This is a genomic window from Nonomuraea basaltis (assembly GCF_005893125.1).
GTDB classification, from domain to species: Bacteria; Actinomycetota; Actinomycetes; order Streptosporangiales; family Streptosporangiaceae; genus Nonomuraea; species Nonomuraea basaltis.
The window spans coordinates 1-18,241 of record NZ_VCJS01000062.1; the positions used below are offsets into that span (position 1 = coordinate 1).

Sequence of the window (18,241 nt, forward strand, 5' to 3'; positions counted from 1 at the left end):
TCACAGCCGGATGCTTCCAGGATCGCCGCGGACGCGCGCAGTCGCCTCGGTGAAACCGTGTTCACCGAGGCGACCCGTGCTGGTGAGCGGCGGGATTGGCGTGAGCTGGCCGAGATCACGCTCGCTTGGTGAACGTCGCGCGCCCGCAGGTAGCCGATCATCGTGATCCCCACACACCAGGCGATCGCCGTGATGGCCGAGCCCGCCGATGGGCGCGCCGGTCAGCAGCCCGCGGGACCGCGATGGCCGTCATCTTCAGCTACAACGGCCTCCCTGTCGAACCTGCCGGCGGTTCCAGGTCCGGATTTTGTCCATCGGATGCGGAGGTGTCCTCGGGCGGGGGTTCGGGCGATCGTGGGTTTGCCGCCAGGCGAGCAGGATGAACTCGTTGGCGATGGCGACCATGAGTGCGGCGAGCAGGGTTTGGGCGACGAGGCCGTGGGCGAGGCGGTTCTTGGGATCGCTGAGGTCGATGTGGTGGCCCTTGATCACGCCGCAATGCCGAGATTCGATCTCGGTACAGAGGCCGCGGTGCCGGCGAAGCCCATGGTCAGCAGGGCCGCGCCGAGCAGCGCTACCGGGCCGAGGTCCACGCCGGTCACCAGGAGGAGCGCGGCCTTGGCCATGCCCAGCCCGCTGCCGAGCCCGAGGAGGACACCGACCCAGCGGGGCAGGACGGTGTGCCAGGTCACGATCGCCACCAGCAGCAGGCCCGCGTTGGCTACCAGACCTCCGGCGCTGAAGGTCACGTTGATCAGGTTCAGCAGTTCCCGGTACGCCTCCAGCGATGCTCCGCGATCACCTGCCGGGGTGGACAGGTACCGGTGTGCCAGTTCGGGGGTGGCGGACAGGCGTAGGCAGGCGCCGAGGAAGCCGATGAGGGTTGCGGCGCTGGATGCCACTATGAAGGTCGCTCGCAATGGGGCACGCTGGCGCAGCACGGTTCCCCATGCGAGAAGGAGCCCGCCGATCCCCAGCCACGCCAGGACGTCGAACACGACGGTCAGCCTGAAGCGTGCGGGTGCGCTGCCGGCGACGTCCAGCTCAAGGAACTCCTCCGGCAGGGAACCGCTGCTCGCGGGCAGGACGAGGGTAATGAACAGGACGATCAGCCCCAGGTAGAAAAGGGCGGTCAGCAGTGACCAGCGGGACAGGAGACGCAGCCATTGGCGTACGTTGACTTCCCTGGGGAGAGGGCCGGCGGGGGAGACGATCGGGGCGCTCATGAGTGCGGCCTTTCGCGCGATGAGATGAGGGGTGGCTGACCGGCCAGGATGCGTTGGTGAGCTCGTGGAGCAGTAGGTGACGGCAGGCCGGTTCTGGGGCGGAGTGAGGCGGCGGGTCAGCGCCGGTGGGAGATGCTGCGCTGTCAGGCGGTCGCTGGTGTGGGGTTGTGGGACGGGGTGATCCGGTTGCGGATCCATGAGGCGGTGGCTGCGGCCGGCCAGAGCCGGGTTGCCAGGTTGCGGGCGGTGATGCCGGCCCGGGTGGCGGGGACCATGAGTGCGGCGGCCGTCGCAACGTTTCCCTGCCGGGGCTCGACCAGGGTGCGGTGTGCGGCCTCATATCGGCGAAGGCCGCGTGTGGGTCGGCGGGGGTGGCGGCCAGTTCTTCGGCCAGGGTGTAGGCGCCCACCATGGCCAGGGTGGAGCCGTCGCCGAACAGCGACACCGAGGATGCGGCGTCGCCCACCAGTGCGACGCGGTCGTTGGCCCAGGAACCGAGGCGTACCTGGCTGACGGAGTCGAACCAGAGGTCCTTGGCCGCGCGGGCCTGGTCCAGCAGGTCGGGCACGCGCCATCCGTCGCCGGCATAGGCGTTGGTCAGGATCTGCTTGTGCTGGGCGAGATCGCGAGGGTTGAAGCCTTCCATTGGCGGGTGACGGAAGACGAAGGCCGCCAGGGCGCGGCCGTGGACGGGGTGGATGGAGGCCAGTCGGCCGGGGGCGTTGTGGAGGACGACCTCCTGCTGATTGTCGGCCGGGCCGTCGAGAGGCATGGTCGCGACGTAGAGGCCCATGTGGCGGACGAACCGCGACTCTGGCCCGAAAGCCAGCCGCCGAGTGGTCGAGTGGGGCCCATCGGCTCCGACGACAAGGTCGAACCGGCGTGGCGGGGACTTTTCGAAGGTGACGTCCACGCCGTTGTCGTCCTGGTTCAGCGCGGTCATGGTGTCGCCGAAGATGATCTCGGCGGCGTCTTGGCTCGCCTCGTACAGGATTGCCGCCAGGTCGGTGCGCGTCACCTCTACCTCCCGGCTGCCGGAAGCCTGCTGCAGGGCCCGCATGTTCACCCGGCCCACCTGGCGGCCGGAGCCGTTGACGAAGCTCATCGCCGTCACTTGGGTGGCGGCCTGGCGCAGCCGCGGCATCACGCCCATACGTTCGGCCACTCGCACGGCGGGACCGCGGACGTCGACCGGGTTGCCGCTGGAGCGCAGGCCGGCCGCGCGTTCCACGATGGTGGGCCGGAATCCGTGGCGCGCCAGCCAGTACGCCAGCGTGGTCCCGCCGATTCCGGCTCCGGAGATCAGGACTGTCGGGTTGGCCTTGGTGTGCATGACTCGCTCCTGCCGCAGAGATCGCTGAGGTTCGATGTGACTGTATGACGAAATTTGAAATTTCGTCAACAGCTAGTAGTAGTTGACTAAAAATCACGTTTAGTCATAGGCTCCGTGCATGAGCGCCCACGTCGAACGGCTCCGCGACCCACAGCAGCGAGCCGAACGGGCCACGCGGATCCTCGATGTGGCGGCCGACCTGCTGCTGCGCTACGGCTACCGACGAGTGACCATGGACGATGTGGCCGCCGGGGCGGGCATCGGCAAAGGCACCGTCTACCTGCACTGGAAGACTCGCGAGCAACTGTTCGGCGCCGTTTTCGCGCGCGAGGTGCTCTCCGCGATGGACGAGTTGCGGCAGGCGTTGGGGCAGGACCCCGAGGCATGCCTGCTGCACCGCTTCGCGCGTACCTACTTCCTGGCCATCGCCAACCGGCCGCTGCTGCGCGGTTTCCTCCTGGCCGATCCTCACCTGCTCGGCAACCTGAGCGGTTCAGCCGACACCGCCCGCGACGATCGGCACAGCGCCATGGCCCGTGACTACCTCGACCTGCTCGCCGAACACGGCCTGCTCCGCGACGACATGCACGTCGATGAGATCGGCTACGCCTACCAGGCGACCTTCGAGGGCTTCCTGCGAGCTGAGGCCAACGCCCCTGCCGACGGCCGGGATCAGCGGGCGGACCTGCTCGCGCAAACCATCCGGCGGGCATTCGAGAGCGTGCCGACGTACCCCGACGCCGCCTTGCGGGACCTCGCCGCCGCCACCGTCACCTTGCTCGGCGACGTGATCGACGCCGATCGTGGCGAATCCGGCATTCCTGAGGCCTGAGGATTACGGGGACGAAAGCCCCCGACCCTGCCCTCTCAGTCACGGGCTGAACCGCAGTTCGGGCGCGGGAATTGTCGGTGGTTCCCGGCATGATGAATCCATGACCGACGCGCCCCCGATCACCGTCCTGGCCGACGACACGGCCTACGCCGAGGCCGTGCAGCTGGCCGTGGACTCCGCCGCGGCCTACTACGCCGACGGCACCTCCACGCTCGACGACGACGCCTACGACCGGCTGGTCCGCGGCATCCAGGCGTACGAAGAGGCCCACCCCGAGGCGGTGCTGCCGCTCTCGCCCACGGGCAAGGTGGCCGGTGGCGCCGTGGTGGGCGACGTGCCGCACACGGTGCCCATGCTCAGCCTGGACAACGTGTTCGGCGCCGAGCAACTCGCCGACTGGGCGGCCTCGCTTGAGCGCAGGCTCGGCCGTCCGGTCACGGAGTGGAGCGTGGAGCCCAAGCTCGACGGGCTGGCGATCTCGGCCCGCTACCGGCACGGCCGGCTGGCCCAGCTGGTCACGCGCGGCGACGGCAGTGCGGGCGAGGACGTCTCGCACGCCATCGGCACCATCGTGGGGCTGCCCGACCGGCTGGCCGACGCGGTCACGGTGGAGCTGCGCGGCGAGGTCATGATGACCGCCTCGCAGTTCGAGGACGCCTGCGCCAAGCGCCAGGCGCACGACGGCACCACGTTCGCCAACCCGCGCAGCGCCGCCGCGGGCACGCTGCGCGCGCAGGACCGTCCTTACGTCTGCGAGCTGACGTTCTTCGGTTACGGTGTCCTGCCGCCGCCCGGCGACGACTCCGAGCTGGCCGTGCGCCTGCGGGAGCTGCCGCACAGCGAGATCATGGGCTGGGTCGCCGCGCAGGGCGTGCAGACCACCGCCGCCACACCCGTCGCCGGCATCGTCGCCGAGACCCTCGAGCGAGTGCAGGAGCGCGTCGGGGAGATCGCCGCGGTCCGCGCCGAGCTGCCGTTCGGCATCGACGGCATCGTGATCAAGTGCGACCTGGCGGCCGACCAGGCGGAGGCCGGGTTCAGCTCCCGTGCGCCGCGCTGGGCCGTCGCGTACAAGCTGCCCGCCACCGAGAAGATCACCAAGCTGATCGACGTGGAGTGGAACACCGGCCGCACCGGCATCATCGCCCCGCGCGCGGTGCTGGAGCCGGTCGAGCTCGACGGCAGCATCGTCACCTACGCCACCCTGCACAACGTCGCCGACATCACCCGCCGCGGCCTGATGCTCGGCGACAGCGTGACCGTCTACAAGGCGGGCGACGTGATCCCCAGGGTCGAGGCGCCGGTCGTGCACCTGCGCACCGGCGACGAGCGGCCGATCGCGATCCCGCAGGTCTGCCCATCGTGCGGGGATGCGATCGACAGCTCGCAGGAGCGCTGGCGATGCGTGCGCGGCCGCGCCTGCCGGGCGATCGCGTCCATCACGTACGCGGTCGGCCGCGATCAGCTCGACATCGAGGGCCTGGCGGAAAACCGTGTCCAGCAGTTGCTGGACGCCGGGCTGATCGTCGACTTCGCCGACCTGTTCTTCCTGACCCGGGAGCAACTGCTCGACCTGGAGCGCATGGGCGAGACCAGCACCGACAACCTGCTGGCGGCCATCGAGCAGGCCAAGACACGGTCGCTCAGCAGGGTGTTCTGCGCGCTGGGCGTGCGCGGCACCGGCCGGTCCATGAGCCGCCGCATCGCCCGCCACTTCGCCACGATGGACAACATCCGGACGGCCGACTCCGAGGCGATCCAGCAGGTGGAGGGCATCGGCCCGGAGAAGGCGCCCGTCGTGGTGGCCGAGCTGATCGAGCTCGCTCCGCTCATCGACAAGCTGGTCAAGGCCGGGGTGAACATGATCGAGCCCGGCGCCACTCCGCCCGAGGAGGGGGCACCGGCCGCGGTGGCCGAGCTGCCGCTGGCCTCGATGTCGGTGGTGGTCACCGGCGCGATGACCGGGCCGCTGGCGGAGCTGTCGCGCAACGAGGTCAACGAGCTGATCGAACGAGCGGGCGGCAAGGCGTCCTCCAGCGTGTCGGCCAAGACGTCCCTGCTGGTGGCGGGGGAGAAGGCGGGCTCCAAACGGGCCAAGGCCGAGACCCTCGGGATCCGGGTCCTCAGCCCGGAGGAGTTCGCGGTCGAGATCAGCGCGTTCCTGTGACAGGAGCGGCCGGGTTTGTGACGGCGCCGAGGATCGCGCCTCGAAGAGGGAGGCCAGTCCGGCGGCCGCCACGGCCACGTGGACGGCCTCGCTCGTGGCCACCCCGGCCGTGGCGAGCAAGAACATGTGGACTAGCCGCGTTCGCCGATTTCGGTCTTGTACGTGTGGAAGCCGCGCCGATGGTAGTTCGGCAGCGCGTGCGGGTGATCCAGGCTCGACGTGTGCAGCCAGACCCGTCTCACGGAGGGGGTCAACCGCCAGGCGCGCTGGATGGCGAGCGTCAGCGCGTGTCCACCCAGGCCTTTGCCGGTGTACTCCGGCACCAGTCCGAAGGTCTCGATCTCGACCTCCTCGCCGGGATGGACGTCGTAGGCGGCCATCCCGATCGGTTCGCCGTTCAGGGAGACCAGCCAGAACACGCGGGCGGGATGCTGGGCGAACCAGGCGGCCCACTCCTGTCCGCTCCGCCGGGCACTCGCCCAGTCATACGGCGCGCCGATCCTGGCCTGGAGGCCGATGACCAGCGGTGAGTCGCGGGCCAAGGGCTCCAGAGCGAGGCCGGGCACGACCTTGCCAGGATTCAGCTGGTAGGGAGCGGTCATCTCGACGTATGTCACGATTTCCTGCACCCTGTCCATGTTAGGGCTGATTCGATCTTCACTCTGCCGTTTGTCCTCCCGGCCATCAAGCCGGGCCGATCACCTCTGCCTCGGCCCATGTGGCGGGGAGAGGGACGTCATCGCGGGCCCGTGCGGCCCTGTTGCCTCGGGCACAAGTGGGATGCGTCGTGACCTTTGGGGCAGATGGCCGGGGATGTCCACCGCTGATCTCATCCTCGCCCTCGGCGGCGCCGCAGCGTTGCTCGCCGCCCTGCTGCCCGGGCTGCTCGCCCGCCGGGCGCTCTCCCTGCCCCTGGTCTACCTGCTCGGCGGCATGCTGCTGTACCTGCCGCCGCTCCGCCTGCCCGACCCCGATCCGATCTCCCACCGGGTGGCGCTGGAGCACATCACGGAGATCTGCGTACTCGTCTCTCTCATGGGGGCGGGGCTGGCGCTCAACCGGCGGGCCGGGTTACGCAGCTGGGCCACGACGTGGCGGCTCCTGGGCTGGGTGATGCCGCTGACCGTCGCCGGAGTCGCCGCCGCGGCCATGCTCGTGCTCGGCTGGCCCCTCGCGGCCGCGCTGCTGCTGGGCGCGGTGCTCGCGCCCACCGACCCGGTGCTCGCCTCCGACGTGAACGTGGGTGAGCCCGCCGACTCGGAGACCGCCGACGACGAGGTCCGCTTCGCGCTGACCTCGGAGGCGGGGCTGAACGACGGGCTGGCCTTCCCCATCGTGTACGCCGCCATCGCCGTGGCCGCCGTCGGCGGGGCGGGATGGCTGGGTGAGTGGGCGCTGCTTGACGTGGTCTACCGGATCGTGGCGGGGCTGGGCTGCGGGTTGCTGATCGGCAGACTGCTGGGACGGCTCTTCTTCCACAGCCGCGCCGAGAAACTGCGGCTGTCGGAGCGCCGCGACGGCTTCGTCGCGCTCGCCGCCACCTTCCTCGCGTACGGGGTGACGGAGCTCGCGAACGGCTACGGCTTCATCGCGGTGTTCGTCACCGCGTGCACCATCCGGCGGGTCGAGCACGGCCACGGCTACAACAACGTCCTGCACGGCTTCGTGGAGCAGGTCGAGCGGCTGTTCACCGCCTGGCTGCTGCTCCTGCTCGGCGGCTTCGTGGCGGCGGGTGGCCTGGCGGCGCTCACCTGGCGCGGCGCCGCCGTCGGTGTCCTGCTGCTGCTGGTGATCCGTCCGCTGGTGGGCTGGCTGTCGCAGATACGCGGCCCGGCCGGGCCCAAGGAACGGCTGGTGATCTCGTTCTTCGGCATCCGGGGCATCGGGTCGCTGTTCTACCTGGCGTACGCGCTCGGCCGGGCCGACTTCGGCGTCCCGGCGGAGGAACTGTGGGCGGTGACCGCCTTCACCGTGCTGGCCTCGGTGGTGCTGCACGGCGTCACCGCCACCCCCGCCATGACGCGCCTCGACGCGCTACGCGACGGGTCCCGGCTGCCGGCCTCGTCCTCATGAAAGGGGCTAATTCGCTCCATACGCAGGCGGGCATCGCCATGGGAGCAGCGGACCCGCATCGCGCACGGGCGCGGGGCGCGACGGCTTCGCGGGAGGGCCGCGAAGCCGTCGCGGGAGATCCCTACGGGGCGGCGTACGTCCAGCCGGGCAGACCGGGGACGGGACCCGGGAGCGGACGGGCGCGCTGGGCGGTCAGCTCCGCCGGCGGAATGGCCGGGCACCTGGCACCCTTGGACGGCACGCTGAGGGAGGCCAGATAGCGGTCGATCGCGACCGTCGGGCACTCCCCGCGACCGTAGATCCCGTGCCCCCACCCCTCGTACGTGAGCAGCCTGGCCTCGCGCCCGATCTGCAGCGCCGCGTTGACCGCCCACGGGTAGGCGGTGGCCGGATCGTGCAGGGCGTTGCCCAGCAGGAGCGTGGGTGTGCCGTCGACGCGCAGGCGGTGCTGCGGGTTCGGGTTCGGGGCCGGCGTGCCGAGGCAGGCGGCCGTCAGCGGGTGGGCCGCCGCGCTGACCAGCATGTCCGGCGCGATCGCCGCCGACCGGCGCAGGTGGGCCGCGTATTCGCGGTAGTCGCGGATGGGCAGCAGGTAGTCCTGGCAGAAGACCTGGCTGGCATCGTTGATCACCTCTTGGCCGTTCTTCGCGGCCGGGGGTGTGAGGATCGCGTTCGCCTGCTGGGCGCCGGTCTCCAGCGCCACCAGGAACTCGGCCAGTTCCTTGTAGAGCGGGCCGTAGAACGCGCCGAACGCCTGCCCGATGAGGTCGAGCTTGCCCAGCTTGACCTCGGGGTCGCCGGGCAGGTGCAACTCGCCGCGCTCGGCCCGCGCCAGCAGCTCCCTCCAGACGGTGCGGACGTCCCTGCCGTGCAGCGCGCACGACGTGGTCCGGTCACACCAGGCGACGAACTCGTTGAAGGAGTCCTGGGAGGTCCACGACTCGGTGTCCAGGAATCTTCTCGTACCGAGGCTGTGGTCCATGTTGCTGTCGAGCGCCAGGGCGCGTACCCGGCGCGGGAAGCGCTCGGCGTAGAGCTGGCCGATGAGCGTGCCGTAGGAGACGCCGTAGTACGTGAGCTTGTCGTCTCCGAGCGCCGCGCGCAGGGCGTCGAGGTCGCGGATGACGTTTCCGGTGTGCACGTGGTCGAACAGCGGTCCGGTACGGGCCCGGCAGTCCTGCCTGTAGCGCTCGTTGTGGGCGAGCAGGGCGTCGAAGTCGGCCTGGCTCTTCAGCGACAGGGGGTCGGGCGCCTGCACGGCCAGTTCGAGCGAGCACAGGATCGGGTGGCTGCGGGCCACGCCGCGCGGGTCGAAGCCGACCACGTCGAAGCGGCTCGTGATCTCTGGCGTGAAGCCGAGCCAGTTCTGCAGCACGGCGGTCACGCCGGATCCGCCCGGCCCGCCGGGGTTGATCACCAGCGAGCCGATCCTGGCGGCCGGATCGGTGGCCTTGCGCCGGGCGAGCGCCAGGTCGAACGTCTCGCCGCGCGGCTTGTTCCAGTCGATGGGCACGGTCAGCGTGCCGCACTCGGCCGTGGGGTCTTCCGGGCAGGGCGACCAGGAGATGGCCCCCGCGCTCGCCGCGGTGGCCGCAGCCACGGGCACTAAGGGGATGACCAGAGCGAGCAAGAGGGTGACGATCAGGACTGGTCTTCGCATCGCGGATCCAATCGTTGGGTACCCGATCGTCGATCAGATTGCTCCACAAGACCATCCGACTCGAGTATGAAAACCGCGTCATACCTAGGTACCGCATGCTTCTGGTCAGGGATCTTTCCGCGCCCGGCTCACGTCGCCAGCAAGGACCGTGCGAGCGTTAGTGCGCCCTGGTCGCCGACGCCGGCCCCGTGCCGGAGCGCCTTGGCGTACCGCTCGGCGCCGAGCAGGCCGTGTAACCGCTCGCGCACCCGGTCCAGCCGCGCCACGTCCTCCCCATAGACCGGCCCCGCCGTCGGCGAGACGTCGTGCGCGCCGAGGAGCGCCGCGGCGCGCCACGCGGCGTGCTCCTCTCCGGTGGCGACGTACGCCTCCACGAGCAGCCGCAGCGTCAGCCACTGCTGGTGCCACACCCCACCACGGGCCCAATGGTCCAGGAGCGGCGGGATCATCGTGAGCGCCTGCGCGGCCGAGCCATGCCGCACGTGCACGCCCAGCGCCGCCACCCGCGCCACCCCCTCGATCAGGCTCGCCCCCACGGAAGCGGCCGCGGCGACGGCCCGGTCGAAGCACGCCAGAGCCTCACCCAGATCACGGGCCTGCAACGCCTCGCCGAGCGCGAATTCGCTCCAGCCCACCATCGACGGCGCCCCCCACGCCCCCATCCGCTCCCGGAGCCGCCGCGCCATCGCCTCGGCCGCCATGTCGCCGTGGTAGGCGTGGGCCAGCACGCTCACGAGCCGGCTCGTCTCGGCCCACCCCTGCTGTCCGTCCTCGGCGAAGGCGTCGTGGGCGAGCTCGCAGTCGCGTACGCAGTCCTCCATCCGCCCGTCGAACAGCGCCAGCTGGCTGGCCAGGCGGTGCAGGTGACCGGCGTTCCCGCAGCCCTCGTGGAGGCCGCGCGCGACCAGCTCCGCCGCCCGCGCCCGGTCGCCGCGCTGCCAGGCCCCGTACGCGGCCTGCCCGCACGCGGCCGCGAAGTCCGGATGGCTCGCGGCCGTGTCGAAGCCGATCGCGGTCTCGGCCCAGCGGTACATCTCCGATCTGGACCGGTGGCTCAGGAAAAAGATAAGAGGGGCGCTCAGGGCGAGCAGGTTCTCGATGTCGCCGGCGTCGCGCAGGAAGCCGTGCGCGGCGCGCAGCTCGGCGAGGTCGCCGTCGATCACCCGCTGTCCCTGCCGCTCCTCCGGCCCCCACAGCAGCCGGTCGGCCCGGCGTACGGTCTCGATGTAGTGGCGGGCGTGCCGCTCCCGCGTCTGGCGCTCCCCGGACGGGACGAGCCGGCGGCCGCCGTATTCGCGTACGGACTCCAGCAGCCGGTAGCGGGTGGCCTCGGCCTCGCGCCCGACGACCACCAGCGACTTGTCCACCAGCCCGCCGAGCACGGCGTCGAGGCGTTCCCGGCGTACCTCGCCGCCCGCACCCACGGCGTTGGCCGCCACCCGGTCGAAGGAGCCGGCGAAGACCGACAGCCGCTGCAGCAGCGTGCGCTCGCCCTGCCCCAGTAGCCGGTACGACCAGTCGACCACGCTCAACATGTCCTGGTGGCGCTCGCTGGCGGTGCGGCGCGGATTGGACAGGAACGCCGAGCCCTCCACCTGGAGCTGCTGGAGGATCTCCTCGACGCTGAGCGACCGGGTACGGGCGGCGGCCAGCTCGATGGCCAGCGGCAGGCCGTCCAGCCGCCGGCAGATCGCCGCCACGGTGTCCCTGGTCGCCCGGTCGTCGGCGAGCGGCACGTCATGGGCTCGGGCCCGATCGAGGAAGAGCACGACCGCGGAGGACTCGCCATCGACCGCCAGGGGATCGACCGTGAACAGCCGCTCCCCGTCCACCCCCAGCGCCTCCCGGCTGGTGGCCACCGTACGGACTCCGGGGCTGCTGGTGGCCAGCAGCTCGGCCACGTGCGCGGCCTCCACGGCGAGATGCTCGCAGTTGTCCAGCACCACCACGCACCGGCGCCCGGCGAGGAACTCCCGCAGCCGCCACTCCAGCGGGACGTCGCTGCGCTCGACGACGCCGAGAACCGAGGCCACCGCCTGCAAGGCCCCCGAGGTGATGACCGAGAGGTCGCACCACCAGACGCCGTCCGCGAACTCCTCATCGAGGGCGGGCAGCGCCTGCGTCACCAGCCGCGTCTTTCCCACGCCGCCCGGGCCGACGACGGTCAGCAGCCGGTGCTCGCGGATGCGCTCCGTCAGCCTCCGGAGGTCCTTGTCCCGCCCGATCAGCCTGGACAACGGCACGGGAGGGCGGGACACCGTGGCGGTCTGGCGTACCGCCGGGACCGTCTGGTTGAGGATGTCCAGCTGCAGCGCCCGCAGGGGCGGGGTGGGATCGAGCCCCAGCTCCTCGGCGATCTTGACCCGGTAGTCCTCGAAGACGGCCAGGGCGTCGCTCTGCCTGCCCGACCGATAGAGCGCCGTCATCAGCAGCTCCAGCGCACGCTCGCGCAGCGGATTCACGGCGGCGAACGCCGTGAGCTCGGCGATCACGCCGCCCAGGTCACCCGCGGAGATGAGCGCCGCCGCCCGGTCCTCGACCGCCGCCAGCCGGAGCTCCTCCAGGCGGGTGGCCGTCAATTGCACCGCAGGATGGTCGGCGATCTCTTCGAAGGCCCGGCCCCGCCACAGAGACAGCGCCCGCTCGTACGCCCCGGCCCGCTCCCCGACGGGCACCGACCCGGCGTGCCGCAGCAGCGTCTCGAACCGCCACGCGTCCACGTCGGAACGGTCCACGACGAGGCGGTATCCCCGCTGCTCCGGCATCACCTCGTCGGTACGCCCGGCCCGGCGCAGGACCTCCCGGAGCCGGGACACCTGGGTGTGCAGGGCGGCCGCCGGATGTCGCGGCGGCGCGTCCCCCCACAGCACGTCGGCGAGCACGTCGGCCGAGGCCCAGTGACGGTCCTGGGCCAGCAGGCAGGCGAGCAGCGCGCGCTGCCGGGCGCTCCCTAGCGCGGACGCCGTCGTCCCCGCGACCTCCAAGGTCCCGAGGACGCGGTACGCGGGGCGTTCCTTCGGATGGGCCATGATGCGTCCTGCCGTCGTTCCGAGACCGCGCACCGCGGCATGCTCGAATTATGACGACATGATCCCATCGTCCGCCCTGTCGGTACTGTGGAATTTTGCCGGTTCCAACCACGGACTGCCTCAGGCGCGGGCCTCCAGCACCAGGTTGTACTCGGTCTCGAGCGCCCGCCTGACGGTCCCGAACCCGGCCGCCTTGAGCACCTCGGTCAGCTGCTCGGGGCCCGCCTGCGCACCCAGCGCGGTTCCGTGCTGCGCGAGCGAGTTGGGCACGCACACCATGGTCGAGGCGGTGTAGTACGCGAGCGCGACCGGGCTGCCGATGCTGTCCTCCAGCCGGTCGGCGGCGAACGGCTCGATCAGCATGACCGCGCCGCCCGGGGCGAGCGAGGCCCTGGCGCCGGCCGCGGCGCCCACGGGGTCGCCCATGTCGTGCAGGGCGTCGAAGAAGCAGATCAGGTCCCACTCCCCAGCCGGGTACGCGTCCGCCTCGGCGACCACGAACTCCACCCGGTCGTCCACCCCGGCCTTCGCCGCCGCCTCCCGCGCGGCCAGCACCGACTCCTCGTGGTAGTCCACGCCCAAGAATTGACACTGGGGGAACGCCTGCGCCATCAGGATCGTCGACGTGCCGTGCCCGCAGCCGACGTCCAGCACGTGTGCTCCGTCGCGCAGCCGGTCCACGACGCCGTCCAGGGCGGGCAGCCACTGGTCCACGACCGAGCTGCGGTAGAGCGGCCCGAAGAACCGGGCCGTGGCGCTGAACATCCGGGGGTCGTGGTCGTGCCAGGCGACGCCCGCGCCGGTGCGGAACGCGTCCGCGATCTTGTCGGCGGCCATCCATTGCGCGGCGGCCCCCTCCAGCCCGCCGCCCTGGAAGGCGAGGGAGCTCTCGTCGGCCAGGACCGCGGCGTGCTCGGCGGGCAGCTCGAACCGGCCGGTCGCCGCGTCATAGGTGACGTGCCCGGCGACGGCCTGCCCGGCCAGCCACTCGCGCAGGTAGCGCTCGGCCAGCCCGGTACGCGCCGCCAGCTCGGCGCTGTCCACCGGCCCCGCCCCCGCCATCGCCGACCAGATGCCCAGCTTGTCGCCGAGGTACGTGAGCAGGACCGCGCTGGCCCCCGCCCGCTCGTCGGCGATCTTCATGAAGAACTCCGTGACCTTCTCCACGTTCATCGTCGTGCCTTTCCGTCGTTCGGATGTGATCACACGACAGCGTCGGCACCTGGTCTGTCATCCGCCTTTCAGCGATCTGCCGGTGCGGTGAGCGCGGCACGCGCAGCCCTGCGAAGGGGCGACCCGGGTCACGGATGGCCGGATGCGCTGATCAGTCCCGCACGGCGCACAGCAGCCGGTTGTTGCCGCGCTGCCAGAGCGTGCCGATCTCGGAGAAACCGGCCTCCCGGAGAGCCTCGACGTGCTGCGACAGCAGGTGCGACTCGGAGCCGTGATGATCGGCGCCGGCTGTCGTGCGCTCCTCGCTGAGCTCGGCGAACGCCGGGTCGGCCGCGATCGCGTCCCACCAGGCCCGCCAGTTCTCGGGCCGGTTCGCGCCGAACGCCCGCTCGGTCTCGCGCTCGTGCACCGCCCGCTCCAGCCGCGCCAGCGCCGGCGTGGTGTCGTCGGTGTCCATGTGGTCGCCGTTGAGCAGCAGCCCGCCGGGCCGCAGCACGGTGGCCAGCTCGGCGTAAACGCGCTTCAGATCGGGTCCGGAGATCCAGTGCAGCGCCGTCGTGCTGATCGCGGCGTCGGCGGGCCGGTCCAGGCCGAGCAGCCCCGTCCACCCGCCGGTACGCAGGTCCGCCGGCACGAACGTGAGCTGGGGATAGGCGGCCCGCCCGAGCCCGAGCAGCAGCGGATCGGCGTCCACCGACACGACGGTTGCCTTCGGCAGCCGGTCGAGCAGCCGTGCGGACAGCGACCCCGGCCCGCACCCCAGGTCGATCACCAGCGGATCGGGTCGCCCCAGCGCCTCCACGGCGTCGATCAGGGCGGTGAACCGCTCCTCGCGGTCGGGGAGATATCCCTCCTGCTGGCGGTCCCAGCGCGCGATCCACTCCAGTGCGGCATCGTGAGTGAGCACAAGCGTCTCCTTGTAACTGTCGTTTATGCTTTGGACAGTCACAACTTAGAACACGAAGGTGTAACCGGTCAATTGGACTACAACAGTCACACCGATGGGGTGGTCAGGGTCGCGGTGGCTCTGGTGAACGCGTTGACCCCAGGCGAGAGGCGCGGTCGTGCCTTCCCCGCGCCCGCCCACGTGGGCGCCGCCGCCACCGAGGGCCTGCGTACCGTCTACTCGGACCACCGTGAGGTCACCGAGGCCGAGGGTGCCGAGCTGGCCGAGGTCGCCGCCCGCCTGCGGGCGGTCTTCACCGCCGTCGCCGCGGACGAGATCGACGCCGCGGCCGCCCGGATCAACCGGCTCCTGGAGGAGAGCCACGCCAGACCGACGCTCCAGAAGCACGACGGCGAGCCATGGCACCTGCACTTCCACGGCCCCGGCGGCACCATGGGCGGCGAGTGGGCGGCGGGCTGCGCGACCGGCCTCGCGATCGTGCTGGGCAGCGAGTTCAGCGACCGCCTGGGAGTCTGTACGGCGCCGCACTGCGACCGCGTCTACGTGGACGTGTCCCGCAACGGCATTCGCAGGTTCTGCTCCACGGCCTGCCAGAACCGCGTCAAGACGGCCGCCTTCCGGGCCAGGAGCAAGGCCGAGTGACCGATCACGCCAGGCGGCGGATCGGCGTCCTGTCCGGCCCGCCGCAGCGCCGCCAGGCCGGCCTCCAACCCCCTGCTCCAGCTCCCCGGCCGCGTGGCCGGGGAGCTGGAGCCCGTTCATTCGGCGGCAAGCCGTTCTGCCTCTTCGTGCAGCGCGAGGACGAGGACCAGCTCCAGTTGGAGCTCGTCGAGGTCCGGCGCCGCGAGACGGTCAAGGACGCGCATGGTGGGCCTCCCTGACTACAGGACGCCCCATGGGTCACAGCGGTTTACCGCCTACGTTTCGCTCCTGAAACGTTCCCACGCCGACTGGCGCGTCATGCCGAGCGAGGCGCCGATGCGTTCCCAGCTGACGTCTCTGCCGCGCAGGTGCGCCACCCAATCGCGCAGGTTGTCGTCCACCTGGGCCTGCACGGCGGCGATTTTCGGGAGATGGTCGAGTATCTGCTCTTCGGTCATGGACTCCCACAGGGGCAGCCGGGGTTCGGTAGAGGAGACAAGCCGCTCCTCTTCGAGGATTTCCTTGCACAGTCCAATGCACTCGTCGCAAATGTGCACACCGGGACCGGCGATGAGCTTGTTAACGCCCGTGCTCTTCTTGTGGCAGAACGAGCAGCGGACCTTGTCCTTCCAGTCAGGCATGGCCTGACGCTAGACCGTCAGGCTACGCCTGACAACCCTGAATGCCGCTCCCGCTCCATCTGCGCCTGCAGGATGGCCTGGCGCTCCTCGGTGATCCTGCGGCAGATCGTCACGTACGCGTTCAGCACCTTGCAGTACGCCTGCCGCGCCTGCTCCACCTGGACGCGCAGGCTCGCGATGCGATCGGCGTGGCCGCGCTGCTCGGCCTCGGCCAGGAGCGCGCGGGCCTCGTCGACGATCTCTTCGGCACGCATCCTCGTACGGCGCAGCAGGGCAGAGCATTCGTACAGCTCCGTCAGTCGCGCCGAGGAGACGATGAACTCAGCAGTGTGCACGGCCGAGCCGTCGGCCGTCCGCCTGCGGAGATCCGATCCCATTCCCGCCACCTCCCGGTCAAGGTTGCCTAACTGTAGACGCGCAACCCCCGCGAGCGGATCACTCGGGAAGCCTGGGAGTACCCCAGTGCACCCGCCGGAGAGGTTTCTACCTCCGGGAGGGAAAACCTCTTTCCTGAAACTCATTCGGTGTGGGTCGAATGCGGTATTTGGCGCGCGTGACGGGGCTTATTCGAAGAATGCGGTGAATGTCCGGTGTTAGCAAAGGCCCGGGATGAAGACGTCCGATCAGCCCCCTGGGGGCAGGCCTTGGTCACATACTGAAACGGAGCGACAACGCAACGTAGTTCAGGAGTGGTGGCGATGCCGGCGACAGGGAACGACGACGACGCGGTGGACGTCAGCGTCGTCATCCCCGCACACAACTGCCGCGACTACCTCGACAGCTGCCTGACGTCCGTGCTCGTGCAGCGGGTCAGGAAGGAGATCGTCGTGGTCGACGACGGCTCCACGGACGGCACCGCCGACCTCCTCGACCTCTACGCCGCCTACCACAAGGACACCGTCCGGGTGGTGCACATCGAGCGCGGCGCAGGCGCCGGCCGGCCGCGCAACGTCGGCATCGAGCACGCCACCGGGCGCTACGTGTTCTTCTGCGACGCCGATGACCACCTCGGCCCCGAGGCGCTGGAGCGCATGGTCGCCATGGGCGACAGGAACGGCTCCGACATCGTCCTGGGCAAGATCGTGGGGCATGGCAGGCGGGCGCCGGTGTCGATGTTCCAGCACAGCGCCGACCGGATCGCCCTCGGCGACAGCACCGTCTACAACAGTCTGAGCTGCTTCAAGCTGTTCAGGAGGAACCTGCTCGAACGCCACCGCATCAGGTTCGGCGAGGGCATGCGCGTCGGCGAGGACATCATCTTCACCGTCCACGCCTACTGCCACGCCCGCGTGATCTCCGTGGTCGCCGACCACGACTGCTACCACCTCGTGTCCAGGCCCGACGGCAGCAGCATCATGCAGCAGCCGGAAAGCCGCGACCCGATCGCCTGGCTCACCATGATCCGCGAGCCGATCCGGCTCATGGCCCGGCACATCGAGCCCGGCCCGCTGCGCGACCACCTGCTCCGCAGGCACTTCAGGCTGGACGTGTTCACGCAGCTCGGGGCGGTGTTCCTGGAGAGCGGCGACATCCGGCGCAAGGACATCGCCCGGGAGGTCGCCGCGCTCTGCGACGAGTGGTACACGCCGGGCGTGCACGAGCGGCTCAACAGCATCGACCGGCAGCGGGCCGGCGCGCTCGACGACATCGATCGCCTGGTGCGCCTGGCCCGCATCGAGAACGCCACCGTGCGGCGCCGGCTGACCGGGCTGCGCTGGGACGGCGACCGCCTGGTGGTGACGGGCGCCGCCCGGCTCGACGGCATCAGCAGGGACGACGGCGTGGCCGTGGTGCTGCGCTCCCGGTACGACCCCACTCTCGAGCTGGTCGTCCCCGCGCAGCGCAAGGGCGGCGAGTTCACCGCCCGCGTCGACGCGAGCGCGCTCGACTCCGGCATCTGGGACCTGCGGGTGTCGGTCGAGCTGGAGGGTGTGGTGCGCTTCGGCCGGCTCGGCGCGGAGCGCGACAGCGGCATCACCCGGCCGCCGCCCAGGCTGATCGGCAACCTGGCCGTCCTGCCGTACTTCACCAGGGACAACGGCAACCTCAGCATCGACGTCGGCGGGCACGTGGTCGCGGTGCCCGGCACGGCCAGGCTCATCAGGACCAGGTGGGCGCTCGGGCAGCGGCTGCTCGTCGACGGCGAGGTCACCGTCGCCGGCACCACCCCGGTCGCCACGGCGATCAGGCAGATCGTCTGGCGGGAGCGGCGCACCGGACGCGAGCGGACCGATCCGGTGGTGGCGCTGCCCGGCGGCGGCTTCACCGCCCGTCCCGCGGTGGGCAGGCTGTCGCCCGGCACCTGGGACGCCCATCTGGAGCTCGATCTGGGCGGGCCGCCCGCGCGCTTCAGGATCGAGGCCGACGCCGAGACGGTCGTGGCGCCGCGCCGGTGGTGGTGGGCCGCCCTGTTCAGGAGCGTGCGGCCGTACGCGACGTCGGGGCAGGGGCGGCTGAGCGCGGTGGTGCGGCGGCTGACGCCCGGGACGGTCCTCAAGAGGATCGTGCGCTAATTGCCATCTATGTGCAGGTGCAAGACGATGTCTTAAAGTAGGGAC

Annotated in this window: 15 protein-coding genes; 5 read left to right on the forward strand and 10 right to left on the reverse strand. The window is 70.8% G+C overall.

Going from position 1 to position 18,241, the window contains the following annotated elements:
• Window positions 1–255: 255 nt before the first annotated feature.
• From EJK15_RS27415 to EJK15_RS27425, 3 genes are read right to left on the reverse strand one after another with little or no spacing between them, the layout of a single operon-like run.
• Window positions 256–492: a hypothetical protein gene (locus tag EJK15_RS27415; protein ID WP_138713350.1), complete on the reverse strand. Its 237-nt coding sequence runs from the start codon at window positions 490–492 to the stop codon at window positions 256–258.
• Window positions 489–998 carry a hypothetical protein gene (locus EJK15_RS70885; protein ID WP_206061131.1) on the reverse strand — a complete coding sequence of 170 codons (510 nt, stop codon included), beginning with the start codon at window positions 996–998 and terminating at the stop codon, window positions 489–491. The genes EJK15_RS27415 and EJK15_RS70885 overlap by 4 nt, the downstream gene beginning before the upstream one ends.
• Before the next feature lie 46 nt (window positions 999–1,044).
• The gene (locus EJK15_RS27425; RefSeq protein ID WP_206061132.1) at window positions 1,045–2,559 is read right to left on the reverse strand and encodes an FAD-dependent monooxygenase; all 1,515 of its coding nucleotides are present in this window, start codon (window positions 2,557–2,559) and stop codon (window positions 1,045–1,047) included.
• A gap of 118 nt (window positions 2,560–2,677) precedes the next feature.
• Between EJK15_RS27425 and EJK15_RS27430 the strand changes: the two genes are divergently transcribed.
• Window positions 2,678–3,391 (forward strand): TetR/AcrR family transcriptional regulator, encoded by a 714-nt coding sequence (locus tag EJK15_RS27430; protein WP_138713351.1) that lies wholly within the window; start codon window positions 2,678–2,680, stop codon window positions 3,389–3,391.
• A gap of 100 nt (window positions 3,392–3,491) precedes the next feature.
• Window positions 3,492–5,558: an NAD-dependent DNA ligase LigA gene (ligA, locus tag EJK15_RS27435; protein WP_138713352.1), complete on the forward strand. Its 2,067-nt coding sequence runs from the start codon at window positions 3,492–3,494 to the stop codon at window positions 5,556–5,558.
• A gap of 131 nt (window positions 5,559–5,689) precedes the next feature.
• On the opposite strand, the gene EJK15_RS27445 is transcribed toward ligA, so the two are convergent.
• Window positions 5,690–6,187 (reverse strand): GNAT family N-acetyltransferase, encoded by a 498-nt coding sequence (locus tag EJK15_RS27445; protein WP_138713353.1) that lies wholly within the window; start codon window positions 6,185–6,187, stop codon window positions 5,690–5,692.
• Window positions 6,188–6,371: 184 nt separating this feature from the next.
• Between EJK15_RS27445 and EJK15_RS27450 the strand changes: the two genes are divergently transcribed.
• On the forward strand, window positions 6,372–7,631 hold the full coding sequence (locus EJK15_RS27450; protein ID WP_138713354.1) for a cation:proton antiporter: 1,260 nt from the start codon (window positions 6,372–6,374) through the stop codon (window positions 7,629–7,631).
• Between the two features lie 121 nt (window positions 7,632–7,752).
• Here the strand turns inward: EJK15_RS27450 and EJK15_RS27455 are convergent, their stop codons facing one another.
• The 4 genes from EJK15_RS27455 to EJK15_RS27470 form a co-directional block, all read right to left on the reverse strand.
• Window positions 7,753–9,291: an alpha/beta fold hydrolase gene (locus EJK15_RS27455; protein ID WP_138713355.1), complete on the reverse strand. Its 1,539-nt coding sequence runs from the start codon at window positions 9,289–9,291 to the stop codon at window positions 7,753–7,755.
• Between the two features lie 128 nt (window positions 9,292–9,419).
• Window positions 9,420–12,320, reverse strand: a complete 2,901-nt coding sequence (locus EJK15_RS27460; protein ID WP_138713356.1) for an AfsR/SARP family transcriptional regulator — start codon at window positions 12,318–12,320, stop codon at window positions 9,420–9,422.
• Between the two features lie 120 nt (window positions 12,321–12,440).
• Entirely contained in the window at window positions 12,441–13,493 is a 1,053-nt protein-coding gene (locus EJK15_RS27465) for a class I SAM-dependent methyltransferase (protein ID WP_138713357.1), read from the reverse strand.
• A gap of 151 nt (window positions 13,494–13,644) precedes the next feature.
• A complete protein-coding gene (locus EJK15_RS27470; RefSeq protein WP_138713358.1) occupies window positions 13,645–14,400 on the reverse strand; it encodes a class I SAM-dependent methyltransferase in 756 nt (251 codons plus the stop codon).
• 72 nt (window positions 14,401–14,472) lie between these two features.
• On the opposite strand from EJK15_RS27470, the gene EJK15_RS27475 reads away from it, so the two are divergent.
• Complete coding sequence (locus EJK15_RS27475; protein ID WP_138713359.1) at window positions 14,473–15,042, forward strand: CGNR zinc finger domain-containing protein; 570 nt, start codon at window positions 14,473–14,475, stop codon at window positions 15,040–15,042.
• Window positions 15,043–15,317: 275 nt separating this feature from the next.
• On the opposite strand, the gene EJK15_RS78460 is transcribed toward EJK15_RS27475, so the two are convergent.
• Together EJK15_RS78460 and EJK15_RS27485 are read right to left on the reverse strand one after the other, a co-directional pair.
• Window positions 15,318–15,683: a ClpX C4-type zinc finger protein gene (locus tag EJK15_RS78460; RefSeq protein WP_138713360.1), complete on the reverse strand. Its 366-nt coding sequence runs from the start codon at window positions 15,681–15,683 to the stop codon at window positions 15,318–15,320.
• A 17-nt stretch (window positions 15,684–15,700) separates the two neighbouring features.
• Window positions 15,701–16,060, reverse strand: coding sequence for a hypothetical protein (locus EJK15_RS27485; protein ID WP_138713361.1), 360 nt, complete (start codon window positions 16,058–16,060; stop codon window positions 15,701–15,703).
• A gap of 321 nt (window positions 16,061–16,381) precedes the next feature.
• Here EJK15_RS27485 and EJK15_RS27490 point away from each other — a divergent pair, with 321 nt between their 5' ends.
• The gene (locus EJK15_RS27490; RefSeq protein WP_138713362.1) at window positions 16,382–18,196 is read left to right on the forward strand and encodes a glycosyltransferase family 2 protein; all 1,815 of its coding nucleotides are present in this window, start codon (window positions 16,382–16,384) and stop codon (window positions 18,194–18,196) included.
• Window positions 18,197–18,241: the final 45 nt, after the last annotated feature.